Annotated in this window: 22 protein-coding genes and 1 pseudogene; 3 read left to right on the forward strand and 20 right to left on the reverse strand. The window is 44.4% G+C overall.

All coding sequences use genetic code 11. From position 1 onward, the window contains the following. Positions 1-151 precede the first annotated feature (151 nt). The 7 genes from ACFQ3W_RS10150 to ACFQ3W_RS10180 all read right to left on the reverse strand — a co-directional run bounded on the left by ACFQ3W_RS10150 (position 152) and on the right by ACFQ3W_RS10180 (position 5,640). On the reverse strand, positions 152-685 hold the full coding sequence (locus ACFQ3W_RS10150) for an HAD-IIIA family hydrolase (protein WP_379319116.1): 534 nt from the start codon (positions 683-685) through the stop codon (positions 152-154). Between the two features lie 52 nt (positions 686-737). Continuing rightward, positions 738-1,292 carry a YdcF family protein gene (locus ACFQ3W_RS10155; protein ID WP_379319117.1) on the reverse strand — a complete coding sequence of 185 codons (555 nt, stop codon included), beginning with the start codon at positions 1,290-1,292 and terminating at the stop codon, positions 738-740. A gap of 400 nt (positions 1,293-1,692) precedes the next feature. Next, positions 1,693-2,748, reverse strand: a complete 1,056-nt coding sequence (locus ACFQ3W_RS10160; RefSeq protein ID WP_379319118.1) for an ankyrin repeat domain-containing protein — start codon at positions 2,746-2,748, stop codon at positions 1,693-1,695. 240 nt (positions 2,749-2,988) lie between these two features. Then, complete coding sequence (locus ACFQ3W_RS10165; RefSeq protein WP_379319119.1) at positions 2,989-3,471, reverse strand: DUF6933 domain-containing protein; 483 nt, start codon at positions 3,469-3,471, stop codon at positions 2,989-2,991. Positions 3,472-3,683: 212 nt separating this feature from the next. Next, on the reverse strand, positions 3,684-4,280 hold the full coding sequence (locus ACFQ3W_RS10170) for a chloramphenicol phosphotransferase CPT family protein (RefSeq protein ID WP_379319120.1): 597 nt from the start codon (positions 4,278-4,280) through the stop codon (positions 3,684-3,686). A 253-nt stretch (positions 4,281-4,533) separates the two neighbouring features. Further along, positions 4,534-5,184, reverse strand: a complete 651-nt coding sequence (locus ACFQ3W_RS10175) for a lysozyme inhibitor LprI family protein (protein WP_379319121.1) — start codon at positions 5,182-5,184, stop codon at positions 4,534-4,536. Between the two features lie 249 nt (positions 5,185-5,433). Then, positions 5,434-5,640 (reverse strand): helix-turn-helix domain-containing protein, encoded by a 207-nt coding sequence (locus ACFQ3W_RS10180; RefSeq protein WP_379319122.1) that lies wholly within the window; start codon positions 5,638-5,640, stop codon positions 5,434-5,436. Between the two features lie 169 nt (positions 5,641-5,809). Between ACFQ3W_RS10180 and ACFQ3W_RS10185 the strand changes: the two genes are divergently transcribed. Further along, a complete protein-coding gene (locus tag ACFQ3W_RS10185) occupies positions 5,810-6,097 on the forward strand; it encodes a hypothetical protein (RefSeq protein WP_379319123.1) in 288 nt (95 codons plus the stop codon). 247 nt (positions 6,098-6,344) lie between these two features. On the opposite strand, the gene ACFQ3W_RS10190 is transcribed toward ACFQ3W_RS10185, so the two are convergent. The 4 genes from ACFQ3W_RS10190 to ACFQ3W_RS10205 all read right to left on the reverse strand — a co-directional run bounded on the left by ACFQ3W_RS10190 (position 6,345) and on the right by ACFQ3W_RS10205 (position 9,546). Then, positions 6,345-6,776: a GNAT family N-acetyltransferase gene (locus tag ACFQ3W_RS10190; protein WP_379319124.1), complete on the reverse strand. Its 432-nt coding sequence runs from the start codon at positions 6,774-6,776 to the stop codon at positions 6,345-6,347. 200 nt (positions 6,777-6,976) lie between these two features. After that, positions 6,977-7,606 carry a bis(5'-nucleosyl)-tetraphosphatase (symmetrical) YqeK gene (gene yqeK / locus ACFQ3W_RS10195; RefSeq protein WP_379319125.1) on the reverse strand — a complete coding sequence of 210 codons (630 nt, stop codon included), beginning with the start codon at positions 7,604-7,606 and terminating at the stop codon, positions 6,977-6,979. Between the two features lie 193 nt (positions 7,607-7,799). After that, positions 7,800-8,912 (reverse strand): tyrosine-type recombinase/integrase, encoded by a 1,113-nt coding sequence (locus tag ACFQ3W_RS10200; protein WP_379319126.1) that lies wholly within the window; start codon positions 8,910-8,912, stop codon positions 7,800-7,802. 148 nt (positions 8,913-9,060) lie between these two features. Then, the gene (locus ACFQ3W_RS10205; RefSeq protein ID WP_379319127.1) at positions 9,061-9,546 is read right to left on the reverse strand and encodes a nitroreductase family protein; all 486 of its coding nucleotides are present in this window, start codon (positions 9,544-9,546) and stop codon (positions 9,061-9,063) included. Between the two features lie 381 nt (positions 9,547-9,927). Between ACFQ3W_RS10205 and ACFQ3W_RS10210 the strand changes: the two genes are divergently transcribed. Further along, on the forward strand, positions 9,928-10,440 hold the full coding sequence (locus tag ACFQ3W_RS10210) for a GNAT family N-acetyltransferase (protein WP_379319128.1): 513 nt from the start codon (positions 9,928-9,930) through the stop codon (positions 10,438-10,440). A 106-nt stretch (positions 10,441-10,546) separates the two neighbouring features. Here ACFQ3W_RS10210 and ACFQ3W_RS10215 read toward each other — a convergent pair. The 9 genes and pseudogenes from ACFQ3W_RS10215 to ACFQ3W_RS10255 form a co-directional block, all read right to left on the reverse strand. Next, positions 10,547-10,699 (reverse strand): annotated as a pseudogene (locus tag ACFQ3W_RS10215) (glycoside hydrolase 105 family protein); the annotation flags it as partial. A gap of 207 nt (positions 10,700-10,906) precedes the next feature. Next, positions 10,907-11,467, reverse strand: a complete 561-nt coding sequence (locus ACFQ3W_RS10220; protein ID WP_379319129.1) for a hypothetical protein — start codon at positions 11,465-11,467, stop codon at positions 10,907-10,909. Positions 11,468-11,538: 71 nt separating this feature from the next. Then, complete coding sequence (locus ACFQ3W_RS10225; protein WP_379319130.1) at positions 11,539-13,599, reverse strand: family 43 glycosylhydrolase; 2,061 nt, start codon at positions 13,597-13,599, stop codon at positions 11,539-11,541. Between the two features lie 495 nt (positions 13,600-14,094). Beyond that, positions 14,095-16,092, reverse strand: coding sequence for a glycoside hydrolase family 31 protein (locus ACFQ3W_RS10230; protein WP_379319131.1), 1,998 nt, complete (start codon positions 16,090-16,092; stop codon positions 14,095-14,097). A gap of 31 nt (positions 16,093-16,123) precedes the next feature. Continuing rightward, positions 16,124-17,104: a helix-turn-helix domain-containing protein gene (locus ACFQ3W_RS10235; RefSeq protein WP_379319132.1), complete on the reverse strand. Its 981-nt coding sequence runs from the start codon at positions 17,102-17,104 to the stop codon at positions 16,124-16,126. A gap of 47 nt (positions 17,105-17,151) precedes the next feature. Further along, positions 17,152-18,081 carry a carbohydrate ABC transporter permease gene (locus ACFQ3W_RS10240; RefSeq protein WP_379319133.1) on the reverse strand — a complete coding sequence of 310 codons (930 nt, stop codon included), beginning with the start codon at positions 18,079-18,081 and terminating at the stop codon, positions 17,152-17,154. 13 nt (positions 18,082-18,094) lie between these two features. Continuing rightward, the gene (locus ACFQ3W_RS10245; RefSeq protein ID WP_379319134.1) at positions 18,095-19,048 is read right to left on the reverse strand and encodes an ABC transporter permease; all 954 of its coding nucleotides are present in this window, start codon (positions 19,046-19,048) and stop codon (positions 18,095-18,097) included. Between the two features lie 71 nt (positions 19,049-19,119). Then, positions 19,120-20,751 carry an ABC transporter substrate-binding protein gene (locus ACFQ3W_RS10250; RefSeq protein ID WP_379319135.1) on the reverse strand — a complete coding sequence of 544 codons (1,632 nt, stop codon included), beginning with the start codon at positions 20,749-20,751 and terminating at the stop codon, positions 19,120-19,122. 456 nt (positions 20,752-21,207) lie between these two features. Continuing rightward, on the reverse strand, positions 21,208-23,835 hold the full coding sequence (locus ACFQ3W_RS10255; RefSeq protein WP_379319136.1) for an adenosylcobalamin-dependent ribonucleoside-diphosphate reductase: 2,628 nt from the start codon (positions 23,833-23,835) through the stop codon (positions 21,208-21,210). Between the two features lie 712 nt (positions 23,836-24,547). Here ACFQ3W_RS10255 and ACFQ3W_RS10260 point away from each other — a divergent pair. After that, the gene (locus tag ACFQ3W_RS10260; protein ID WP_379319137.1) at positions 24,548-26,326 is read left to right on the forward strand and encodes a DEAD/DEAH box helicase; all 1,779 of its coding nucleotides are present in this window, start codon (positions 24,548-24,550) and stop codon (positions 26,324-26,326) included. The last annotated feature ends 5 nt before the right edge of the window (positions 26,327-26,331 follow it).

Genomic DNA, 26,331 nt, shown 5'->3' on the forward strand with positions numbered 1-26,331 from the left:
AACGTTCTTGTATTCACGAAACGCCTCGGCCATAGATAGCTCTTATCTTAGGCAGAGGCGTTTGTTGTCTGAGCTTCTTCCATGATTACCATCTGATACAAGGGGCTTCAGCCCCGCAGCGAAGATACAGTGTTAGTGATGTTTCCACCATCTACGAGTTTCTTTCTAGAATCCATTTCACTGCTTCATTGATATCACTCGCTATTAAGTCAGGTTCAATTTCTTTCCATTTATCTCTATTTATATTCAGTGACCCTTCACCCCTTCCTGTCCTAACCAATACTTTCTTTGCTCCAGCATAATGTGCAGCTAGCATGTCAGTATCTCCCACATCGCCAATCACAACGCACCTAGACAAATCCAATCCATACTTTTCTGCTGCTGCAAAAAGCATTCCCGGGCTCGGTTTGCGGCAATTACAACCTTCGTTTTTTCCATGTGGACATATAAAAAAATCATCAAAACCATATATTTTAAATTGTGATATAAACTCTTCTTCAGTGGCCTCTCCCCTAGAAATTCTGGTCTGGTTAGTAAATGCAAATACCTTCAATCCTGCTTTCTTCAAACTTTTAATTGATTCTTGAGCACCCTGATATAAGACGAAGTCCCTTGGATGAATAAAGTGGCCGGTACCTCCAATAGTACCGTCTCGATCAATAAATACTGCCTGCCAATCGAGCAAAATTATTCCTCCTTCTTCGAATGCGCTAAAAATATACTTTTTATATATCTTTCTATATCCAATATGGAATGTGATGCACAAAGTATTTTGATATCTTCTCTGCCTCACCCATTACTGCTTTAATCTTCATCTCGTCTTGAAACCAATTATCCCGTGTGATATTATTCTTATCTGAAATAGGTTCCATCAAGAATCGAATATCTAAAGGGAAAACGGTTTGATAAGTCATTAAAGCCCTTCTACTATGCTGTGCTTTGCAAACCATTATCACTTGTCTTACCTTAATATTTCGTTCTTCGATAAGCTTCCACGAATTCCTTGCATTATCAAATGTATTCCTTGCCTGATCCTCTTTTAAAATAACTTCTTGAGGTACCCCCATCTTTATAGCAATTTCATTCAAAAATTTCCATTCCGTTTGATTAATCTTAGAATTGTATCCACCTGAAGGGAGAATATATGGAGCAAGCCCAAGTTGGTATAATTCAACAGCTCTTTCTATCAATTGGGGATGGCTCCCTCCTGGAACGAGAATAATATCGGATAGCTCAAGTTGGTCTTGATTAACAAATACTAGGTCTGTTAAGCAATCAAATGGTTTCTTCATGGAACACCTTATTGCTTATATTTTGTCTTTTTAACATATTATTGCATTCCTTTCATATAACGTTATTGCATTCACAAAACGACCCAGCCTTAGTTAGCTCTTATCCTAGGCTGGGTCGTTTGTTGTCTGAGCTTCATCCATGATTATACATCTGACAACCGAAGGCGTAAGCCCTGATGCGTGAATACAGTGTTATAGGATGTCAGCGTTTCCTCGATTTAGCCCATAAAATTCAATTATTATCTGCGTTCATCAATTATCCATGAAAATTTACTTGCAATTGCACCTGCGATTTCTCATCGGAATATATCATTAAATAATCATACAAAAGAAAATCAGACATATAATCACCTGTATTTTTTATGAATTAAAAGCAATGTTAGTTTAAGTCGAACATAAGTTATCGTTTATAGTCAGGCTGTTCCAGAGTGATAGGATTCGGATTGCTAAGTACCCAATGCACTGCCAGTTCGCACAGTCTCGCAGGTTCATCATTACCATTTCCGTTGTGAAGTTCTTTTGCTAATGTTACTACCTCCTGAAGTGTAGCGGGATTTAATGGTGTACCCAAGCTAAAGTAATGAATCAAACTAGTGAGCATTTTACGATATTGATGATCCCAGTTGATACCCCCATTATCTAAAATTTCGTATGACATTTTGCCAGTAATACGGATAACCTCACCCTGTACGGTTTTCGCATGTCCTTTTGAAGGAACTAGTAAACTCCAGAGTTCATTATGTTGCGCCTGCCATCCCTTTGTTGATACTATTATTGAAGAGACGCCGTCGTGCGTCTTCCGCTTCTCTACTGGATTAACATCAAATAGCTCATATAGATGTAAAAGTGCCTCATCGGTTTGATTCAAATATTCTTTATTAAAACCTTCTCTGTGAAATTCAAAGTCTTTTCCGATTCGTCTAATAGAATCTTTCATTTCCGGTGTTACTGCTGTTCCAGCGTTAAGCAAAAGATCGGCAACTTCCGCCATATTGACAATATCCGCGTTTTTGCACCAGACCAAAGCTTTTTCTAAAGGAGTCTGTCCCATCTTATTTTTTGCATTGATATTTGCGCCTCTAGTCACCAACGTGTGAACCGCTTTTGGTTTAAATGAACTTGCGGCGGCAAATAAAGGTGTCTCGTTTTGATAATTAGTGGCTTCTATATCTGCACCCAAATCAAGCAGCAACTCCGAATTACCACACCAACTCATTGCATGTTTATGCAAAGGTGTTTCTCCGTAATTGTCTCTAGCATTTATATCAGCACCCTGTTCCACGAGCCAGCGAATCAACTCATTCGGTACTTGGTAAAAGCTTAAGGCTGTTGATTTGCTGTAACCGCCACGGGCATCCAATTCACATCGAGTAAATACCTCTTTTAATGCTGATAGATCGCCTGCATTAATTAGTTCATCAAAATTTTTCGGTAAGGTTTTTTTCTTCTTGCCCATATGTGCTTACTCTCCTTACGTCAGAGTTTATAAATTTTCTTCGTCACCATATAAATTCCACACTTTACCATTTTCTTAATTATTGTAATATAAAAATTGCGCTTGAAATCAAGTTTTTACAATATATATTTAACATTATCTTGCAATCTTTTCATCTGGACAACCGAGTTGCGATAGTTCTGCAGCGTGAATACAGTGTAATGTGACGCCGGTGCCTCCTTGAGATGTGCAACCATGTCCTTAATGGTATTTTCTTTCTAATTCATTCTTAAACATTTGAATTGGTTCTTTATAATCAATTGGTTTATAAATTAACTTATTTAGCCATGCACTAAGATCATATGTGTGATCAAATTCCACATCACTACAGTAAAGAGACATTTCCTTCATAGTTCCCAGAACACTCTTATCGTTAGTTTTTCCTATGCTTATTCCCCCTGCTTCCAAGAAATATTGATCTATTAATTTTCTCTTTAAACCTTCTAACATCAGATACTTTTTTAGTTCTTCCTTAAAAATGTTCTGAAGCTTGACTACTTGGGAACTCCTAATCCCGCCGATAATTAAACATAATCGACTCGAATCATTTACAAAAATTATATGTTTTCTTCTCAGTTGTAATATATTAACGTGCCAACTAAATAGCGAATCAACCTCACTTAATTCAACCGGAGCCACCTTCATATCTTTTATCAGTTTTTGTGTGAATCTAAGTGCTAGCATCTTATTCGCTCCCTTTAGAAAATTCGCGCTGGTTTCACATAACGTATGTGTATCTACAACCCGAGAGGCTTAAGGGCGGACGCGTTCGGGTCCGACAGGCTTAACCTCGCAGGGGTGTCCGCTGAATCTGCTACTCTGCGAAACACTTCTGCGGACCGAGCAACCGACCGGCTGCGATGCGTGAATGCGATGTTATCTGATGGATACGCCTTCTATGAACTACTAACACTTCTTTTACTTAATTTCTTAAATACAGAGTAATCCTTATCGGACTTAATATAACTTAATATCTTTTCGGCGCATTCTATTGGATTCAACTCTTCAGTATTTACTTCAAGGTCATATTCATTAAAGCAATATACTTTATCAAACTGGGAATTTGCTAGTCCAATCTGTCGATCTCCTCTTATTTGCTCTCTTCTCATGAGCTCTTCTCTTGAGCATATTACACCTATAAATAATGTAGGCTGATCAAAAAATACATCAAGACACTCATTAAACCTCTTATCATTATCGATTACCGTATCTGCGATTACATTCAAACCCATTTCTGAAAACAATTTAATTGTCGAATAGTACATTGAGATTATGGGATCAAAAATTATTTGAGCGACAACTTGATCATCTACTTCTCTTGTAGGTTTAAAATCCGGAAATTTTTTATCAATAAATTCATTGAAATTCACAAAAAAATCATCTATTGATAAATGATGAAAAAGAATCTCTTTCTGATTTATCAGCTCAATAGAAATACTAGTCTTTCCTGAACTTGAAGTACCGTTCAACAACACAACGATTCCTTGCTTCAAACGAATCACCCTCACATATAAGATTTGCGTATCTTTCACATAACGTTTTTGTATTCACGAACCCGAGAGCCTTAAGTGACTGCAGGGAACGGGTCGTCAGACTTAGGCTCGCAGGGTTGTCCAGCTTGACTCTGCTTCTCCGAAGTTCCTCGGCCCGGACCAAGGGAGCTTAAGCTCCCGCAGCGTGAATACAGTTATGCGCCGTTACTGTCTTCGAAGCATCACCTAAAAACCTTTGATCAAGATTCCAACTCTATTTTTTGCTTTGGTATAAAAACTCAACTTCACCATCTAGCAAATATCGATATTCAAATAATTGCATTGTTCTTTCCCTAATTCTCTCCATTATAACCGTGTCTAGGCTTACCAATCCTTGTGATCCAAGGTAACCATTATTAATAAATGTCTTCTCTACAAATTTTGTTTCCCTTAAGTGATACTGTAACCATTCTTTCTGCGATTCAATTAGTGCTTCTCTTGGTTCACTATCCAACTTAGAAAGAAGCTTTTTATATATTTGATTCAACTCTTTATCCCAAATCTCTGTATATTTGCTTTCCAACGCCCTCCATCCAAATGTTGAAAACTCTTTGGAATTTTGAAATTCATTAAATTCCACTTCATAATCATGATCTATAGGATTTCGAAGCATTTCATCATAAAATTCTCCAGTCAAATCATAGTTCCCAATGCTCATGGATAACACTTCATTGTTAGAAGAATCTGATCGACCTTCAGTTATTTCTTTCGCTTCTGTTCCATTACCCGTACTCACTACATCAGGAGGCATTTCAGAATTCATTATTGATTTAGTTTCGCTGTTCAAGGTAGTCGATTGACTAATATTTTGACAAGATGAAAACACTATCGTAATAAAAAATAATAAGAGTATCTTACCTTTCATAAATTATCTCCTTAAATATAATATTATCTTTAATATTTACCGGTAATGGCGCATAACGTTGTTGCATCTACGACGCGACCCGGCCTTAGATAGCTCTTATCTTAGGCCGGGTCGTGTGTTGTCTGATTATTCTTCTATGCTTTCACACCTGACAATCAAGGGGCGATTGCCCCGCAGCGTAGATGCAGTGTTATACGACGGGGGCCTTCTTGAATTAACCCTATCGATATTTTCATGTCTTTTTATTCCTTATTTATGTTCGGGTATATGCTCCAACAAATCACCAGGTTGACATTTTAATGCTGAGCAGATTTTATCAATTATTTCTAGAGAGACATATTCATTCGTGTTCAATTTTGCCATTGTTGCCGATGACATTCCAGTGATTTTTAATAACTCCTGTTTCTTTATATCTCTATCTATGAGTAATTTTTGAAATGGTTTATAACTTATCATTGCTAAGCCCCTCACAAGGTAGTTGAATTTTTCTTTAATTATATTGAATAATCTTTGTATAGGCAAAATTATGTTTATGTTCACTTGACTATATAATTCATCCTGATAAAATAATATTTGAGTAGTTAAACTTTATTTCGTAAATATAAACCCCCAGGAGGTGCGATTCTTGATCAATTCTTTAGAGGTCTTGATTGATCCACTCATTCGTAACCGATTAGAGTTATTATACAGTGAGCTTACAACCAATAACTCTGATTTCAAGCAAGTATCAAATGAGTCTGTACAGTATTTCAAAACAATACGAGAATCCCTTCCCGACAACCTCCAACATACTTTATTCCTCTATGAAGACGCTCAATTCTCACTACAAGCAATTCTAGAAAATAAAATATATCTGCAAGGGTTTAAAGATGCCTTACATCTCTTCAACGAATTACATATCACAAAACTTTAAGAGCCTGCGGGCTTTTTCTTTTTGTTCAGACCCTGTCGTATAACGTTCTGGTATTCACGACGTCACAGCGGCTTAAGGTCCGCAGGACCGGGTGGCGGAAACGCCACTTAGCCGATGGGATGTGTCCGCCTGAATCCACTTCCTCGAAATCTCTCGGGCGGACCAAGGATCGCTAGCGATCCGCAGCGCGAATTTGGTGTTATATGAAGTCAGCCTCTTCCTCGATTTATCTATCGAACTATATTCTTTATAGATATTTTTTGAATCCCTTACTTATTGATCCGTCATACCCTTCCCGCTCAAAGAACTGGTGAGCACTTATACGTGTTGATTTACTTAAGAGCATAATCCTATGGCAGTTAATAGATTTACAATACTCCTCAACATATTGTAAAAGCTTTTGTCCAATATTCTTGCTCCGATGATTTTCATGGACAATTATGTTTTCTACTATTGCATAAGGTCTAGAACCATGCAAAGCTTGTAAACAAATGTTTAGTGTTAATGTCCCAAATATTTTTCCCTCTTCATCGTACACAAGCAAAAAATTCATAGGGTCAGTTTTAACTTTCTCTATTTGTTCTTCCTCAACGTTCATTTTCCGACTATTTGGTACTAACATTCTATATAATTCGTATAATTGATCCCTATCTTTTCTTTCCGCTTCACGAATCAACATGTTTCGTCTCCTTTATGTCATTTTAGGCTGATTTCTTATAACGTTCTGGTATTCACGAACCTCACTGGCTTAAGGGACGCCAGCCCCGGGTCCGACGGACTTAGCCAGTGCAGGGTTGTCTGCTGATTCCGCTTCTTCGAAAAGCCTCTTACAGACCAAGGGCCATAAGGCCCGCCGCGTGAATACGGTGTTAGCAGAAGTTAATGCCTTCCTGAGTATTCTTCCAAAAGCTCTTCTCGCGCCTTTATTAACCAAGGATGTACAAGCTTCAATATATTCCGTTGATCCCAAATATGGTCAAGGTATATTAAAATTGCTTTATCTATTTCTAGATTATTTACCTCTATTCTCATCTCATTTAAAAAAGGATGTTCACCTGGCAAACTCCATGAGATCTTATCAGAAACAAATAAAATCTTATCGATCATATTTGAATTTGGTTTATGTGTTGTATGACTTTCAATTGCATTTAATATCTCTTCATCATCTATTTCAAACACATCATAAGCCATATATTTTGATAATTTCTGATGCACGCTTCTATCGTACTTATACTCATCTTCAAGTATTTCAATTGATAACCGTTCTGCTACTTCAAGCATCGTCGAAATTGGAATTACATTGCTTATGTCATGTAAAAGAGCTGCACATTCAACTTTCTGTGGATCCATGCTAAATAAATTGGCTATTCGAACAGCTTCAGCAGCTACATCTAATGTATGATTTAATGTCCTGATGTCTTTATTCAAATTAAAAAAGTCGTGTACATCTTGTTTTATATCACCGGTAAATACAAGACCATTAGTGTATCCGCTGAAAATGTTATTCATGGTTTAACCATCCCTTTGCATTAATTTCTGCTAACGTCTTTTCCCCAAATTCACCCATCCCTCCTGTTATGGTGAATTTGTGAATTCGTATAATATTCCATAATTGTATATTAGACGCAAAAGATCATTAATCCTTCTGTGGAAATTCTTTAAATTTACATTAATTCATTCGGTTACCTTACTTTCCTTCCCTTCATTTCTTCAGCAGCCGGTCCAGTGGGCTTTGGATGCGTTTGAGGTCTTTGAGGCCCACGTGGGTGTAGATTTCGGTGGTTTTGAGGCTCGCGTGGCCGAGGAGTTCTTGGATGTGTCTGAGATCAGTGCCATTTTCCAAAAGGTGTGTGGCAAAAGAATGGCGCAGGGCGTGAATAGAAGCTTTCTTTTCAATCCCCGCCTTACGTTTGGCTCTTTCGAATATATACTGAGCCGAGCGCTCTGTTAGATGAGTTCTCGGGTCTCCTCCACCGCCCGGAAACAAATAGTCCACAGCTACGTGGCTCCCCAAATACTGTTGCATCAAATCAATCACAGATTCGGCCATGAGGCTATATCGATCCTTGTTACCTTTGGCTTGACGAATATGGATCATTTTCCGGGACACATCAAGATCCCCTTTTCGCAAACGCACAACTTCGCTAACACGGAGACCAGAGGAGTATGCCAAAGTTAATAATAACCGATGTTTGAGGTTCGAGGTCGATTCTAACAATGCGAGCACCTCTTCCTCGGAGAACACGGAGGGGAGGGTTTTATTCCTTTTGGGCCTGACCCATTGCTTCGGAAAATCGCTTCGTTTCAGTACCTCCTTGAACCAAAAGCGAAGCGCGCTAATGGCTTGGTTAACGTAAGCATGAGAATGCTTTTCCTTCATCATCCCAAGAAAATAGGTATCTAACTCACGAAGGCTCACTTCCTCCACCGTTAAGATGGACTGCCGGATAAAGCGCTCGGCATGGCCCAAATAAGCTTTATGAGTCTGCCTGCTGTAGCCTTTTCGGTGAAGATGCTCATCAAGCTTTTTCAGGGCATCGAAATCGTTTGGAGTGCACAATCGGACCATAGCAGGATAACTTTCATAAAGCTCGGGATTGCTAATTTTTATGGGGACCGCCTCCAAAATCCGGCACATCATCAAAACGGTTTGCATTTCCGCCGGGACAAGCCATACCTTGTTTAGGGAGTCCCATTTTCTACCTGGTATTTTTCGAATCAGCTCGACCCATTCCGGAACATACGGTGTTTGTAGAGACAAATAAGGCTCATTAAGCAAAATCTTAATATACGGATAAGTACGGTTGGCTTCCAACAGGGATCACCTCTTCTAGAAAAAGATTTTTACCGCAGTTACTAGAGTTACAACTCACAACAAATTCACCTTGCAGCCAATAAAAAAGAGACCCCGCCTAAGCGGAAGTCTCCAATGCTTTTGGAGTTATAGATTGTATGATAAAGGCCTAAGACAAATGCGAGATTTTTGTGGAAATCGGCGTTCTTGGTTTTACTTCAGGAACCTCTTCCGGGTATCCAATGCCTAGGACGCCAACGACATCGTCACCGTCAGCCACACCGAGAACTTTTCGGTTTTGTGGTGATGCGCCGATGGATGACCAAAATACACCAACGCCCGCTTCGTGTGCAGCCAGCATGAAATTTTGAACAAAGCAGGAGACCGCCATCACGTTCTCGTCGCGTTCAAGCGGTGTGGAAGCGGACTTGGACAATACCGCCAATACCACAGGCGCGCCGCCAAAATCGGTCTTGTGATTCAGCTTTGCTCTAGTTTCAGGTCCAATCATGAGAATCTCCCACGGTTCGGTCATGCGGTGATTCGGCGCATAGCTTGCCGCTTCGAGCCAAACTAGCAAATCCTTTTCAGAAATCATGTCGGGTTTAAATTTTTTAATGTTTCTTCTTTCTTTAATCGCATCTATAATGGTCATCGTTATCCTCCTTTTACAGTTTGCCATTTGCAGACAATACCCTTTCGAATACAAATGTATCTACTGATAGGTGCTTTGTCAAACGCTCGGCGGCTAAATCCTAAGCTGGTTAAAAGCAGACTCTATAATTAGGGCACTGTTCAATAATAATGTTAAAATTGGTTTTTTAGTAAAATAGGTTATCGAGTATATAACGAGTTACTGGTAAGCATAAGGAAGGTATATATCACATACAATTAACTCATTTCATAGCAAACTAAAGAAATGGTTGGATAATTTAATGGTGTAGCAACTAAATTTCCTGCTAAATATATGTATTGATTTATGTATTGGCTTAAATGGTCGGAAGTCTTTAATAATAAAATTATTAAGGAGAGCAGCATGATAAAATTAGAAACTGAAAGATTAAACCTATTACCATTACAGGTACACAATTTAACTTTAGCATTAGAGGATTATGAAAAAATGCAAAGTGATTTGGGATTAAGAATTACTAATACAGTTCTTGATGAAGAAATGAAATATGCCATGAAAGTAAGGTTAAGAAAAGTACTTGAGAACGTTGAAAATTTTTTGTGGTTAACTAATTGGGCTATAATCAATAAAAGAGAAAACCAACTAATTGGTTTTATAATGCTTAAAGGTTATCCTAATGAAATTGGTGAGGTAATTGTTGGATATAGCATTGAAGAAAAATATAGAAGAAATGGATATGCCACAGAAGCATTAAAAGGATTAACTGAATGGATTTTTGAAAACCCCAAGGCACTTTGTGTGATTGCAGATACAGAAAAGACAAACATACCATCACATAAAGTCTTACAGAATGTAGGTGCTATCAAGTTTAAGGAAAATGATGAATTAATATGGTGGAAAATAGAAAAAAACAATTGAAAACATTATTCGTTAATATAGCCTAAATAAAAAGGGCCTTGCACCCAATTCGAGTAGACAAGACCCAGACCTGTTCTATCATTTTTTCCAAATCCAAAAATATTTATTAAATCACTGTGACGCTATCATTTTCAACAGCCGTCAGCAAAGCAAGCACTAGCCCCTGCCCCCAGCCTTGGGCCCACTTCTTGTCTACGCCAAGGTAGCCTTCCAAGTCTTTCATGACGGCGGTACCGCCAGAAAAGTTGAGTACCCACCCGTGCCAGTCTTGCCACCACAACTTCATCCTAATTCCAGGACGTTGTTTTGTCAACAAATTTTCATTTTTTATGTTGTTTTATATTTTTTTATGCCCATTTTTTATTAAACGATGATTAAAACAAAGAGCATGCACTGAGATCAAAAAAACGGCTGACATAAGGGGAATCCCTCGTGTAGTCGATTTGATCTTGTTTTAACTTCCTGCCTAATCAACCAGCTCAAAAAACCACTCCAGAAATGAATTGAAATTTTCCCACTGAGGTTTCAAGGTCCCTTTCATAAAATCATGCCATTCCCGGCCTAGACCAAGGCGTAAAACTTCATCCGTTTTTTGGTTGTAGAAATATCCATACTCACCTTCAAAAGAATCTAAAGGAATATACTCTGCAGGTAGCTTTAAAGCTTCATGAGCACTTTGTATATTTAATTTATAATCAGAATTGATCATAAACCAGCAAACCTGATAAATCTCTCGACGCCTTGCTAGAAAGGTTGGCCCATCCTCCACATGCAAATAAAACTGCGCAAAATCAGATTCAAGGTCAACTCCTATTTCCATTAACGCATTTTTATAGTCCTCTGTACTATCGTCGAACCACCAATTTCTACTTTTAAAATAAGTTATTAATTTCTCTGAAAGCATATCAGTCTCATGTCCCCCCGTAAAACGATCATCTGCTAAGCAGTTTTTTACCGTCAAAAATTCAGTCGCTTTCTTCCTCCCTAAAATGTTAATTTTTACTATATCATAAACTTTTACAACCATGCAGAAGCTCCATCAAGTTCGCTCAAATAAAAAAGCAGGCTTCTGTCAAAATCAGAAGCCAAATCGGATTGTTAATTCACTACGACCGTCAACGTTATGCGTTCATATTCCGGCAGCAATTCCTCTTCGTCTTTCATATCGAGAATGGGCGAGCCGTCAAACCGAAAATGCACCGGACGAATGCTGGCATGACGATGTCCGCCGTTCACTCCGCAGGCATGGTATACATTAAACCAATCGCCAAACTCATCCTGTGCAAACATATTATGTCCTGGCCCATACTGTCCTGGCTGACTCAAGGAATGCATCAGAGGGTAATTGTATTTCCTCCAAGCATGAATATCCAAGGGATCCTCGGCCGCAGACATTTCCATCATGCCAACGGCATAGGTTGGACCAACGCCTGACCCCGAAAATATCATAAACATCCTGCTTCCCTGTTTTAGCACATACGGTCCCTCCGAGACCCCGGAAGCTATGCCGCCGTTGCGGTCCCAGCCATATTCATTTCTGCAGATCCGCACCGGGTCGCTTGTAAGACGCCAAGGCTGCTCCGGGTTCACCGTTGCCATGTAAAGGGCGGCCAGCTCCTGCTCTTCTCCGATCCATTTCGGCTGCGACCAGCAGACATAGGATTTGCCGCCAAGCTCAAAATAGGTCATATCCAGTGAGATGTCCCGCTCTCTGTGGTGCGTATCCGTCAGCACTTCACCATGACGGTTCAGCACCCGCTGTGGAGTCCCCCAATGCGCCGGATTCATGGGATCCTCACCCTCAAGTAAAGCCACATGAGCCTGCACCCCGTCCCATGCATTGTTGACGCTGATCGCCAGAAAACAGTACAATTTGCCGCAGATAACGTGCAATTCGGGCGCCCAGTGCTCCCCACGCCGCTCTCCCTCCGGGACATTGCCGTTCCAGAGAAGAACTTCTTCCGTCTTGCCGTCCTCAAGCCCCTCAAGCGTTTCAGAAGAACGGATAAAGATCTTGCGTTGCCAGTCGTCATCCGTAGAAATAAAGTAATACCGTCCTTTATACAGGAGAACGTATGGATCGGGTCTGGTATTCATCATCGGATAAGGAAAACGGTGCCGGACGATCTTCGCTTCAAGCTCATGTCTTCCCGGCTGCGACAAATCGATGGTTGCAGCCTCGTTCCGGTCGACTTCAATTCGTTTGAGGGCAACGCTGCCATCCGTATAGCGGGCCGTGACTCGCGCGTTGTTCAAATTCAGGGAAGGTGCTCCCGCATTTAACGTTATTATCGGGTCGTCTACAGAAACATGGCGCACACGCCCCAGCTTGTGCTCAAGATAGGCCGCCTCCGAAGCGGTCAAGGCAATCAATTGACCAGCCCTTGCGCCTTCAATCGGCAATTGCGCGAACCTTGCCGGAAAGATGACCCCTGGCTGTGGAAGACTGAAGTCTTTGAAATCCTTTGTGGTCACAAACCGGGTTTCGCCGCTCTCTTCCTTCCAGCCGATCCGGTAAAGCCGGGTGGCCGCATCCAGCTCGCAGGAATAATCCAACCATGCGGTTTGGGTTATTTTGATTCTATTCTTTTCTTCATAATGGACAAAGTCCTGCGTTTCAAAATATAGCAGCTCGCCTGGTCCGTCCACATGCTCCTCATAATCAAGCGGGATGGCCAAAATTCCAAAACCTTGGCCAGCAAGCCGGAAAAATCTTGGCATTTGCAGCAGCTTGGTTTCGCCCGCTTCCGATCGACTGTAGTCGGCTTTGGCAAACAGCACGCCGTAATTGCTGTTCAGCGCTTCGAAGCCACCTTCTTCTCTTTCCCGGCTTAAAGCCAGATGAAGGCTGTCTGCCACAAATCTGCTGTAAACATTAGAGTTTTCGTTGGGCTCGCGAGTATAACCGGCCAGCCACCGACGCTCTTCACCCAGCAGACGAACCGTGAAGCTGTACTCCTGCCGGTTAGTGTTTGCGGTCAACCGAAACTCAGGGCTTATTTCTTCACGTTGAGATACCAGCTGTCCATGTTTATCCAGTAATTCAAACAAAGAAGAACGCCAGACAACGGCTTCTCCCCCGATTTCCGCAGGCAGTACAACATCTGACGTCAAAAAATAAGGCAACAAAAAAGAAGTGTTGTTTTCTAAATACAACATGAACAATCAGTCTCCCCACTTTGCAAGTATGTTTTCATATTCATTTCTGGTTATGGCTAAAATCGTGCCGAATCGTGCGACTCCCATACAACAAGGGAACGACTCCCGGTAAATGATGAATTTAAAAAGCGTTTCTATATATTAGAATTACTGTATCTTATCCGATAACCTTTGCCTTCTGCAAATTGGCCAAGCGGCGTCACAAACCGGTGATATGCGATCCGGTACTTATCCGTTTCCGGCTCATACAATATTGAATGATGCCCGGTGCCGAGCATGTCCTTCTCTTTATTTTTGACAAGGATCGGATAGCGGTAGATTAGTTGAATAATCTTCCTGTTTGAACTTCTACTTTCCCCGGAAAATGAAAAGTAAAAAAGCCGACAGAGTGTGCCGGCTTGCTGCTTATTTTGAGAACTCCTCCAATCCACCGATACCATTTTATTTTATTGGACGCGCTTACCATCCATCGGCCAAAAGGAGGCAACGATCAAACTAAATCGCGCCAACCAATTCCGGGCAAGCCTCATTTTTCAGAAATACCGGGATCACCTCGAGCGGAGCGGCGGCTGTGATCGTCTGGCCACCTTTGTAGACGCGTCCACTATGCAGCTCGGTCCATTCGGCCCCTGCAGGCAGATACACCTCGCGCTCGGTGGAACCCTCCTGCAGAACAGGCGCTACCAGAATGTCCGGCCCGAACATGTACTGATCCTTCAATTCCCAGCAGATATCCTCTTGCGGAAACTCATAGAACATCGGCCGCATAACCGGCGATCCCTGTTCATGCGCTTCCTGCATCAATCTGCGGGTATACGGCCGCATCGCTTCGCGTAGGTTCATATATTTCACCAGTATGGGATATACTTCTTCGCCGAAGCTCCAAACCTCGTTGTCGCTGCCGGAGAACAAGGCTTCGGTACCATCCTTGCGGTATACCTTCTGTGTAGGCTGGCGGTCGCCATGGAGACGCATAACAGGGCAAAATGCGCCGTATTGAAACCACCGAACCAGCAACTCGCGGAAGCTTTCGCTTTCGGGATTGCCGCCGCTGAATCCCCCAATATCCGTGGTCCACCATGGGATACCGGCAATACCCATATTCAGTCCAGCGCAAATTTGCCGTCTGAAGTCCTCCCAGGAGCAGTGGATGTCTCCCGACCACACCAGTGCGCCGTAGCGCTGGCTGCCCGCCCAGGCGCAACGAACGAGATTCACGACATTTTGTTGTCCCTCCGCCGTCATGCCGTCATAAAACGTACGGGAAAAGAGCTGCGGGTAAACATTGCCGATCTGCACATTCGGCCCCATCTTGTAGCGATAATTGTCAAAATCGTATACACCGTATTCCGGCTCCGCTTCGTCCAACCAGAAAACTTGAATACCATGATCGTAATAGTTCTTTTTGCACTTCTCCCAAACGTATTTGCGCGCTTTCGGATTTGTCGCGTCGTAAAACACGCTTTCTCCCCCGAAACGCATGCATATATTAACGCCCATTTCGGGTTTGACCAGCATGTTTTTTTGCCGCATTTCTTCAAAATTTTCGCTTTGCAAGTCGATTTGCGGCCAAACGGACACCATGAGCTCGATTCCCAGGCTTTTAAGTTCCTCCACCATCGCTTTCGGATCGGGGAAAAATTCCTCCTCAAAACGGAAGTCGCCCATCTTCGGCCAATGGAAAAAGTCGCACACGATCACGTCGATCGGCAGGTTGCGCCGTTTGTACTCACGAGCTACCTCCAGCAGTTGCTCCTGATTCCAATAGCGCAATTTACACTGCCAGAAGCCAAGCCCGTATTCCGGCATCATTGGAACATAACCGGTAACACTGGCGTAATTGCTTACGATCGCGGCCGGAGTGTCGCCCGCCGTGATCCAGTAGTCGAGCTGCTTGGTGCTTTCGGCGAACCACTCGCTCACATTTTTGCAGAAGCTGGCCCGGCCCACGGCAGGATTGTGCCATAAAAACCCGTAACCTTGGCTCGACAACACAAACGGCACGCTGGCCTGCGAATTACGGTGCGCAAGTTCAAGGTTGCAATGCTTGATGTTAAGAATCTCCTGCTGATACTGCCCCATGCCGTACAGTTTCTCTTCATCGTTGGACTCAAAACTGGCGGTCAAGCGAAAATCTCCGCCGATAATGGGTTTAAACTTGCGTGCGGACAGGTTGAGGCAGCCGTAACCGTCCAGTTCCTGCAAGAGCAAACGCCCTTCTTGATTAAAAAAGCTGATCCGGCAATTTTTCGTCCAACTGTTAAGCTTCAAAACCGCTTTGATTTTTCCATTGCGAATGAAAGCTTCGTTGTCCTCGATCACGATCTCCGTATCCTGAGGCTCCTGCGCCAACAGGGCATAGTCCGTATCGAGAACCTCTCCCATCATGGCACTGCGAACGCGCAAACTGTCATGTCCCCAAGGCTCAAGGCAGAGCGTTTCCCCGTTACCCCGCCAAACCAAATGATTTCCTTCTCTCCAAAAAAATTCCATTGTTCTATTTTCCTTTCTTCTTTTGTCTGAATTAATATGATTTCAAATCGGTGTCACACCTTACGGCATGTTGTCCGTCCCCCGCATGATTCCGAATAGCTTTCCGGTAATAGGCAGGCGTGCAGCCGTAAAAATTCTTAAAGGTTTCCGTAAAACGATTGACGTTGCAAAACCCTGTCAGCTCAGCAATTTCTGTCATCTTTTTGTCCGTAGTCTCCATCAAGCTTATCGCTTCCGCTATCCTGTATTCGTTCAAAAAATCCATGGGTGAGAGATCAAATTGCTTTTTCATAAAGCGGCAAAAGTAGGCCGGACTCAGGTTCACGTGCTGCGCCATGTCCGCAAGGGTGATGCGCTTTCCGTAATTTTGCTGAACGTATGCCAGCACTTTTTTGGCCTGCAAAGAGTTGCTGTTTCTCGATTCCCCAATATCTAGGTCAGCATCAGCATGGATCGCGCACTTTTGCAAGCGGTACAAAATCTCCAGAAGCTTTGCTTTGACCAGCAACTCGTAACCGAGTGATTCTTGCTGATAGGCATCGCGTATTTCCTCCAATAGCGGGTAGATATGCAACTCTTCGTCCATTTCGCGCGTAATCAGTTTGGGATAACGGCGGTTCTGCATAAATATCGGCAAGATATACTGCTGTTGAATCTGGTCGTTTTCCAGGCTGGAGAGAAAATTGAAGTGCACTAGCACGGCATAAAAAACGATCTCCTCTTGATCCAACCGACTCGCGGAATGCAGAAGGTTAGGCGGTATGAAAACAACTTCGCCGCTTCGTACCGTTACTTTTTCCTGACCGATGTGAAACAGCGCGCTGCCTTTGGCCAAAAACAGTAACTCCAGTTCCTCATGCCAATGAGAATACAACACAACATTATTAATTGAAGGAACTCTTGTCATGTGTACGCTCATACGAAACTGTCTGCTCCCGTGAGCCAGCGTTTCCTTCATATCCCGCGAAACGGGTTCCCCGAGGAATTCCAATAATTCAAGGCTTTTCTTCATTTGGCACCTCCCGAATTCAGCAAGGAAGACATTCACCTAAGTACACATCAGCCTTTGACTGCGCCGATCATAACCCCTTTTTCGAAATACTTCTGTATAAACGGATAAATCATTAATACAGGTACCGTCGACACGATAATGACCGCATATTTGATCTGATCCGCAAACTGCTGGGCATAGCTGCCTGCGCCCGCGCCCGCCCCGGACCCGGCTCCGCCCGCAAAGGCCTGATTTGACAACAAAATATTACGCAGAACGATCTGAAGCGGTTGGAGCTCATCCTTGTTAATATATAGCAGAGCGTTAAAAAAGTCGTTCCAGTGGCCTACCATATAGTACAGGGAAATGACCGAAATGACCGCTTTGGATAGGGGCATTACAACGGAAATGAAATAACGAAAATGGGAGCACCCATCCAGCGTTGCCGCTTCATAAAGCTCCTGCGGAATCGAACTTTCAATAAATGTACGTGTAATAATTAAATTGTAGACACTCAACGCACCGTTCACAATCATGACCCATGGGGTATTAAGTAAATGCAGGTCACGGACCAGCAAATACGTAGGAATCATTCCGCCGCCAAAATACATTGTGAATACAAACAGCGGCATAATGACTTTGCGTGCGATGAATCCCCGTTGGGAAAGCGCATAGGCGGCCGGCAAAGTAACCGCCAAATTCAGTAAGGTACCAAGCACCGTGTAAATGATGGTGTTCAAATACCCCTGCCAAATGCGTCCATCGTTAAAAATTTGTTCATAACCGTAAAAATTGATTCCTTTCGGCCAAAGGATAACCTTGCCCTGACTAACCAGCGTGGAGTTGCTGAATGAAGCGATAATGATAAAGTAGATTGGATAGGCCACAATTATAAAGGCAAAAATACTAACAACAATCACGACAGCCGTGTACAACCGGTCAGCTAAGCCGCTCGAATGGGCTATACTGTGCGAATTTTGCAAGTTCCAACGTGACATACCTTCACCTCCCTTACATTAAACTAATGTTCGATGATTTCTTGGCCAATTTGTTGGCCAGCATAAGAAACAAGAAGTTGACGACCGTATTAAACAAGCCTACGGCCGAGCCGAAGCTGAATTGGTTGGATTTGACTCCGACATTGAATACATAAGTCGAGATGACCTCAGATACGGATTTGTTGAGACTGTTCTGCATCAGGAAGGTCTTTTCAAAGCCAACGCTCAGAATGCTGCCCATGTTCATGATCAGTAAAATAATAATTGTGGGCAAAATCGCAGGGATTTCCACATGCCGAACGATTTGCCAGCGGTTTGCCCCGTCAATTCTGGAAGCATCGTAAAGCTGGGTATCCACCGAAGATAGCGCTGCAATAAAAATAATACTGTTCCAACCGCATAACTGCCAAATTCCGGAAAGAACATATACAGGGACAAACGCCCCGGGATCGCCAAGGAGATTCGCGTCTGCAGAAATTAGTTGCAGTGATCTCAATAAGTTACTGAGCAAGCCCGTGGTTGGAGAAAGCATAATTTGCAATAAAGCGACCATAACCACGGTTGAAATAAAGTACGGCATATAGACCGTAGTCTGCAGTACACGTTTGCGATTATGATTTCGAATGGAATTGATGATCAGCGCAAGCAATATCGGCAGCGGGAACCCGAGCACAAGCGAAAAAAAAGCGATAACAAACGTGTTCCTGAGCGTGGGCCAAAACATCGGACTGTTGAAATACTGCTCAAAATACTTAAAGCCTGCCCAGTCCCCTCCTGTAATCCCTTTTCCAAAATCAAATTCCCGGAAAGCAAGCTGAAGGCCGTACATCGGTCCGTAACAGAAAATCGCAATATAAACAACAGCCGGGAGAACCATGATCCATAATTGATAGTTCCCCAAGTATTTACCCGGGCTCTTTCCTTTGCGGACAGGAAAAATCTGTTGGTTGGTCTCTACTTGCTTCATTTCTATTCCCCCTTTTTCAAGTAAGAAAACGGATACGGCTAAACGAAAATTAACCGCATCCGTTCCAATCCCTATTTCAAAGTCGACAAGTACGCATCATAAGCTTTCTGGCGAATTTCCAGGTTCTGCTTAAGGCCGACTCTATTGACTTTGGCGACGTAAGCTCCCCATTCCTTTTCAATATCGGCTTTCGTCGTCAACCATTGCGCCCATTGCTGATCGGTGACGTTGTTGATATTGGCCTGATTCATGGCCATTGTATTGATGTCTTCCGTGCTGTATTTCATAAATGCCTGCGGATAGACGTTCGTTTTCAGGTCCGCCTTGGCGAGCAAGTCGTTGTATACCGACTTCTCTTTAAATACAGCCTGCATGTCAGTCCCTAATGTCACTTTATCTTTCAAATCGTCGGCAACGTACATCGGACCATTGTCTGCAAATGTATTGGTCCATTTCCATGAGCCGGGATCCAGCGAAGGGTCGGCTGGGGGAAGAATTTGGTATGTGCCGTCCCCATTGTCTTTAATGCCTTTGTCGGTGTCGTTCATACCGCCGAACAACACCTGGAGACTGACGGTAGGCTCGTAAAAAGCGTCGATAAATCGCATTGCCGCATCCTTGTTCTTGGAATTGGCGCTCATGGCAACTGCATTATCCCCGAAGTTCTGGTTGTAATAGTCATAGCTCCAGTAGAGTTCATCCGTAGAATCGGCATGCTGCTTGAGCTGCGGTAAAGCAATATATTGGTCCTTCAGTTCGTTGCCAAAACGGTCACCGGTCTCCCAACCCCAAGTAAAGCCTACTTTTGCGGTGGAACCGTTGCCGCGCGCGAGGGACTGATATTTGGAATAATCCTGCGTAATGGCTTCTTTGTTGATGAGATTTTCGCTGTACAACTTTTGCAAAAACTGCATCAGCGTTTTGAATCGTTCATCCACATAAAAGTTTTTAACCTGTGCGTCTTCCGTAAAGTAGCCGTCCGGCACGTCATCGGACAAAGGTAAGCCAAGGCTGCCAAGCAGAAGTTTCGGTGTGAAACTCCAACCTATCGGGTTAAAATCCATTGGAATCTCGTCCTTGGTGTCGCCGTTCTTATTCGGGTCGCCATCGCGGAAGGCGATTAACGTCTTCTCCAGCTCATCCCAGGTTGTGGGGACTTTTAGGCCCAGATTGTCAAGCCAGGTTTTATTGATAAACATCGTAGCAGTCGAACTTGGCCATAGACCTTTGTATCTGGGCGTACTGTATATCTTCCCATCGGCTTGCGTGGAAAGCGTTTTCAATTCAGGGTGATCACTATACATTTTTTGAATGTTAGGTGCGTTCTTTTCAATCAGGGGGCTAAGATCTTCAAACAAGCCGTTAAATTGCACGAAATCCGAATTTTTTGTAGCATTGAATAACAGATCCGGAATTTCGCCGCTGGCAAACAGAGCGCTCTTCTTCTGATCCCAGTCGGCGGAAATTTGCTGCCATTCGATATCCACGTTGGCCTTCTTCTCCAAATCGGAAAGCCACTTCATATCCTTGACGTCCTTCGTGAGCGAGTGCTTTACAAAAATCGCTGTCAGTTTCGTCGGCTCATTGGTTGAAGCGTTTCCATTTTTGTTCACGCTGGATTCACTTTTTCCTCCGCAGCCCGTCAATGCCGCGCCAACCAAACAGCACGCAAATAAGGCGGCCATCATTCTTTTTAGATTCATTTTAGTCCCTCCCTATTGAATAAAATCCATTGAAACGTGTTCAACGATTTCCCCCTACTTTTTTACCTTTTCTTATGCATTGAAAGGCGAAAACCATCGTCATGATTTGGTGTGCGCACTCACCATGAAAGCGTTTAAACACTATAACCATTGTAACTTTTCCTTTTCTGATTGTCTCATCGTATATTACCTTGTAATCATCGGATATTGACCTTTCTTGTTTCCTATTTTTCGAACAAATGACTCTTTGGGAACAGCCCATTGCTTTGAACTGAACCGTCATTTTCTTATAGGCAACTGGAGATAACCGTCCTAGCTCTGTACGCAGGTAACGATAACATCGTGCATATCCCAGAACATTAAAAAAGATCGCCAATATCCTGTCCAAGAGGGCAAGATAAGGCGATCTATCTCTTTTAAAGAAGAGTTTCTCACTAATTCTGAAAATTTGGTTTCTTACGAACACTTACTATACCCGCAGTTACTGCAGGTTTTGCATCCCTCAACGTTCAGCAGCGAAGCCGAGCCGCAGGATGGGCAGAGGTCGCGGGAGGTGACATGCGCATGGCTGTGCGAACCGCCGTTATGCGATTCGGCAGCAGCGGTGTGATCGTCGTGATGAGCGATCGTAGCAGCAACTGGTGCCGGATCATGGTCGTCGTAAGGTCCGTTTTGCACATGGGTCTCCAGTGCTTTTGCCACAGCGTCGGCGATGGATTCCACGCGGTTTGGTCCGAAGCCGATCGCGCCGGAACCGCCGATGCCTTTCAGATGCTTGATCAAGAGCTCAACCTTTTCCCCGTGGTCGCCGTAGCGGAGGAACAGGGAGCACACGCGACCAAGCGCTTCCGCCATCGCGAATACATCGGAACCTGCTTTCCCTACGTTCAAGAAGATTTCTGCCGGTATGCCGTGCAGATCGTTGATTGTAATATAGGCCATGCCAAATGGCGTATTGATTTTGTAAGTCGCCCCATGCAGCACTTGCGGACGTCTCTTGTATTTGTTGTCGAACACTTTTTTCTGTTCAGGGCTTACGTTCACCGGAAGACTTTGATCAAGTCCGTTCAGAGCCGCTTGCTCATCTGCGGAAGCGCCGCTTTCAGAAGCTGTTTCTGTCGTCTCAGCCGCTTTTGCTTCCGTCTTATCTTCCTTCTTCTCCGTTTGCAGCACTTGCGTATCGCGGCTTCCGTCGCGGTAAATCGTCACGCCTTTGCAGCCGAGATCGAACGCCAGCTCATAAAGCCGCTTCGTTTCTTCGACCGTAAAGTCCGACGGACAGTTGGCCGTCTTGGAAATCGAGCTATCGACCCATCTCTGGATAGCAGCCTGCGCACGGATATGATCCTCCGCCGACAAATCCATGGCGGTTACGAAATAATCCGGCAGTTCTTCGCCCGGATGCGTATCCATCCAGTCCTTGGCGATCGGTACAAACTGCTCGTCAAAGCCAAGGCGGCTTTGGCGATAATATTTGAAGGCGAAGTAAGGCTCGATGCCTGTCGAAGTTCCGACCATCGTACCCGTACTGCCTGTTGGCGCCTGAGTAATTATAGTAACGTTGCGGATGCCTTTTTCACGAATCGCTTCGCCGACCTCCGGATAAACCTCGGTCATCACTTTCATGAAGCCGCTTTGCAGATATTTATCCGTTTCGAACGCCGGGAAGGACCCTTTCTCAGCCGCAATGTCCGCAGAAGCAAGGTACGCTTCCTTCGCGATAAAGCCGTACAGCTTATCGAGGAATTCCAACGATTCCGGACTGCCGTAACGAATGTTCAGCTTGATCATCAGCTCAGCCAGACCCATCGTTCCGAGACCGACGCGGCGTTCCTTCTTTTGGTTTTTCTCGTTTTCTTCGAAATGATAAGGTGTTTTGCTGATAACATTGTCCAAGAAGCGGACCGAGAAACGAGTTGTCGTCGCGAGATCTTCCCAAGCTACGTCGTGGTTTTCTTCATCATAGAACTTGGACAAATTCATCGCCGACAGATTACATACTCCCCAGCCCGGCAAGCCCTGTTCCCCGCATGGGTTCGTGCAAATGATCGGGTTAAAGTACCAGCTGTTGGACATTTGGTTGTAGTATTCCATGAATACAACGCCAGGCTCTGCAGATTTCCATGCCGATTCAATGATCGTATGCCAAATCTCGCGCGCCTTCACGGTGCGGTAATGCACGACTTTGCGGCCAGCGGCCTGCCATTTCGCCAGATCGCCGTCCCACACTTCGTTGTAATCCTCATATGTTGTATCCGGGAAAACAAGATCCCAATCGAGATCCTCCTTCACGGCCTTCATAAAAGCGTTGCTAACGCAAACAGACAGGTTCGCATTCGTCACTTGGCCCATCGTTTGCTTAACCGTAATAAAATCAAGCACGTCCGGATGCCAATCGTTAAGCATCAGCATCAACGCGCCGCGGCGGCTTCCGCCCTGCTCGATCAAGCCGGTCGTGTAACTGAACAATCCGCCCCAGGACACAGCGCCGCTGGAGGAGCCGTTAACGCCTTTAACCACCGCACGGCGTGGACGCAGCGAGCTTAAGTTAATGCCAACGCCGCCGCCGCGAGCCATAATCTCGGTCATTTCCGACAAGGTTTCCATAATGCCGCCACGGCTGTCCTTCGGTGAAGGGATAACGTAACAGTTAAACAGTGTCAGTTCTTCGCTGGCACCGGCGCCAGCTGCAATCCGTCCGCCCGGGACAAGCTTCCAATCATACAAAATATGACGGAACTTCTCTTCCCACTCTTGTTGCAGCTCCGGCGTAGCTTCTACAGAGGCCATCGCAGTCGCCAAACGATCCCACATTTCTTCAGGCGTTTTCTCGATATTGAGCGTCAGCTTCTCCACGTCGGATTCCACCAGCTCCCCACTGCGGGTTTTGACCGTTACGGTGCGTCCCTCACGGGCAACGATTTCCCCGACTTCCTTGGTTGGGAACTTCGGATCATCCTTCGTGAGTACGAGGACAACATCACCGACTTTCGCATGGCTCGGGTCAGGATTTTTCCAAGCGTACCGATCCAAAAAGATTTTCTCGCTAAGCCCCTCAAGGCGATGCTTTTGCACAGTTTTCAAAGAAAACACCTCTCATAAAAGTTTTGTTAAGCATTACTTCATTGAACAGTCTTCGAAACAAAACTGCTTCGGAAGCATAAGCTTAAGTTTTGTTGAGCATTACTTCATTAAATAGTCTCCGAAACAAAACTGTCTTCGGAAGCATAAGCTTAAGTTTTGTTGAGCGTTAACAAGCACCCGCTCCATTTAAGTTCAAGCCTCCAGCCCGTACACAGGTATCTATCAACCGAGGCTCTTAAATCCCTATAAAATTTCCAGAAAAATACCTATTTCACCCACGCTTCACAGCGCCTAAAAGCGCCTGAAAAACCGGGGAAAATGCCATTTTGGGACGGCCTAATATCGGCCTAATCACCCGCCGCACACGATAGAAACGATATCATCATATGTATTAATCACAACATATTGTGTGCGAATACCATTATACTATACAATATCTCGATGTCACAGAGGGACAGACTGAAATTTTAGCCTATAAGTTGAGTCCCGCTCGTCCGATCCTCGATTTGCTGCGATTCTCTCTATTTTTCGGGCAACCCCTATGAAACCCAGCTGAAAAATTTCCAACTCCACCGTAGATAAGGCCTGAGCTTGGCTGGTGGCTGATCAGCATTTCCAATATATCCGGCAAGTTATGAACTGCCTCTTTTTCGTCCATACTACATCTACGTCTGCAAGCACGAATATGCAACGATAAGGGAGGTTTTACATCATGAATTCGTACCCCTCAGGCCATGCTCCAAGCTCCTCGGACGATCCAGCTATAGACGCCCACGTTCCTATCGAATTCGATAAAAGCTGGTTTGAAGATCTTGCAGCCCGTCAGGAAAAAGGCGGCCCTTGGGACGATTGGAAGCTGTTTAACCTCGCCCTCCAGGCGGAAACCGCTTCGTTAGTCACGAGCTTTGAGGAAATGCAGTGCCTGAATCATCTGCAAAACGTCACCCCGCTGCCGCATCAGACGGAAACGGCCCGCAAGGTGCTTTTTGAAATGCGTGGTCGCGCCATTCTAGCCGATGAAGTCGGGCTTGGGAAAACCATTGAAGCCGGCTTGATCCTAAAAGAGTATATCGTTCGCGGACTTGTCCGGAAGGTGCTGATTCTCGTTCCCGCCTCCCTTGTTCTTCAGTGGGTTCGAGAGCTCAATCAAAAGTTTGGCATTCCTGCTATAGCCCAGAAAAAAGAACACTCCTGGCAAAACGATGTGGTCGTGGCATCCATGGATACCGCCAAACGCGATCCTCATAAAAATATTTTACTGAACGGCGAATACGACATGGTCATCGTAGACGAAGCTCATAAGCTTAAAAACAAGAAAACGACCAACTACCAATTCATGCTGAAGCTACGCAAAAAATACTGTCTACTCCTGACCGCAACACCGGTGCAAAACGACCTGAGCGAGCTGTTCAATCTTATTACATTGCTCAAGCCGGGCCAGCTCGGCGGCCAAAGCGATTTTGCAGCCAACTTCGTCGTCGATAAGCGCCTGCCGAAGAACGAAGGCCAGCTCAAGGACGAGCTCGCTAAGGTCATGATCCGAAATCGGCGCGGCGACGGTGAGCTGGATTTTACCAAGCGAATCGTTCGGAACATCCATGTCGAGCTCTCACCGGAAGAGATGAAATTATACGATGGGGTTACTTCCTTTGTCAAAGACCAATATCAGGCAGCCGGCGGAGACCTTAGTAGCATGCTCTCGCTTGTAACTCTGCAGCGGGAAGTTTGCAGCAGCCGGGACGCCGTTTTCGTCACGCTGGTCAACTTGTCCAAGAAGCTAGCCCCCGATTCCCCGGTGCGGGATAAAATTTGGGACCTCGTCGGCCTCATCAAGGCGATTCAAGCGAACAGCAAAGCGGAAAAAACGATGGAGCTCATCCGGGACATGAACGACAAGGTGATCGTGTTTACGGAATACCGGGCAACTCAGGAGTATCTGCTGAAATATTTCCGCGACCGGAATATGACCGCTGTACCGTATCGAGGCGGAATGAACCGGGGGAAAAAAGACTGGATGATGGACCTTTTCCGCGGCCGAGCCCAGGTTATGATCGCAACTGAAGCAGGCGGCGAAGGCATCAATCTACAGTTTTGCCATCACATGATCAATTTCGATTTGCCCTGGAACCCGATGCGGGTGGAGCAGCGAATCGGACGTGTGCACCGGCTTGGCCAGCAGAATGATGTGAAAATATACAACCTATCCACCCAGGGAACCATCGAGGAGCATATCCTTAACTTACTCCATGAGAAGATCAACATGTTTGAAATGGTTATCGGTCATCTCGACGTTATTCTTGAACGATTTGAGAAGGAGCATTCCTTGGAGAAGAGCATTTACAAAATTTTGCTCGAATCCGGCAGCGAGGAAGAAATTGCGAACCGTGTGGAATCTTTAGGTCGTACCTTTCACGACATCAAGGCGGAGATTGACAGCGAACCACCCGAGGGCGAGTCAGGTGAAAATCTCAAACAGCTGTTAGGAGGTTGAAAGGC

The organism is Paenibacillus puldeungensis, assembly GCF_042678945.1.
GTDB lineage: Bacteria > Bacillota > Bacilli > Paenibacillales > Paenibacillaceae > Fontibacillus > Fontibacillus puldeungensis.

Excerpts from the sequence above, each read along its gene's own strand:
- ACFQ3W_RS10205 (WP_379319127.1), bottom strand. The coding sequence starts at position 9,546 with ATGACCATTATAGATGCGATTAAAGAAAGAAGAAACATTAAAAAATTT.
- ACFQ3W_RS10160 (WP_379319118.1), bottom strand. The coding sequence starts at position 2,748 with ATGGGCAAGAAGAAAAAAACCTTACCGAAAAATTTTGATGAACTAATT.
- ACFQ3W_RS10210 (WP_379319128.1), top strand. The coding sequence starts at position 9,928 with ATGATAAAATTAGAAACTGAAAGATTAAACCTATTACCATTACAGGTA.
- yqeK (WP_379319125.1), bottom strand. The coding sequence starts at position 7,606 with ATGAATAACATTTTCAGCGGATACACTAATGGTCTTGTATTTACCGGT.
- ACFQ3W_RS10155 (WP_379319117.1), bottom strand. The coding sequence starts at position 1,292 with ATGAAGAAACCATTTGATTGCTTAACAGACCTAGTATTTGTTAATCAA.
- ACFQ3W_RS10230 (WP_379319131.1), bottom strand. The coding sequence starts at position 16,092 with ATGGAATTTTTTTGGAGAGAAGGAAATCATTTGGTTTGGCGGGGTAAC.
- ACFQ3W_RS10165 (WP_379319119.1), bottom strand. The coding sequence starts at position 3,471 with ATGCTAGCACTTAGATTCACACAAAAACTGATAAAAGATATGAAGGTG.
- ACFQ3W_RS10190 (WP_379319124.1), bottom strand. The coding sequence starts at position 6,776 with ATGTTGATTCGTGAAGCGGAAAGAAAAGATAGGGATCAATTATACGAA.
- ACFQ3W_RS10240 (WP_379319133.1), bottom strand. The coding sequence starts at position 18,081 with ATGTCACGTTGGAACTTGCAAAATTCGCACAGTATAGCCCATTCGAGC.
- ACFQ3W_RS10225 (WP_379319130.1), bottom strand. The coding sequence starts at position 13,599 with ATGTTGTATTTAGAAAACAACACTTCTTTTTTGTTGCCTTATTTTTTG.
- ACFQ3W_RS10220 (WP_379319129.1), bottom strand. The coding sequence starts at position 11,467 with ATGGTTGTAAAAGTTTATGATATAGTAAAAATTAACATTTTAGGGAGG.
- ACFQ3W_RS10260 (WP_379319137.1), top strand. The coding sequence starts at position 24,548 with ATGAATTCGTACCCCTCAGGCCATGCTCCAAGCTCCTCGGACGATCCA.
- ACFQ3W_RS10180 (WP_379319122.1), bottom strand. The coding sequence starts at position 5,640 with ATGATAAGTTATAAACCATTTCAAAAATTACTCATAGATAGAGATATA.
- ACFQ3W_RS10175 (WP_379319121.1), bottom strand. The coding sequence starts at position 5,184 with ATGAAAGGTAAGATACTCTTATTATTTTTTATTACGATAGTGTTTTCA.
- ACFQ3W_RS10245 (WP_379319134.1), bottom strand. The coding sequence starts at position 19,048 with ATGAAGCAAGTAGAGACCAACCAACAGATTTTTCCTGTCCGCAAAGGA.
- ACFQ3W_RS10235 (WP_379319132.1), bottom strand. The coding sequence starts at position 17,104 with ATGAAGAAAAGCCTTGAATTATTGGAATTCCTCGGGGAACCCGTTTCG.
- ACFQ3W_RS10250 (WP_379319135.1), bottom strand. The coding sequence starts at position 20,751 with ATGAATCTAAAAAGAATGATGGCCGCCTTATTTGCGTGCTGTTTGGTT.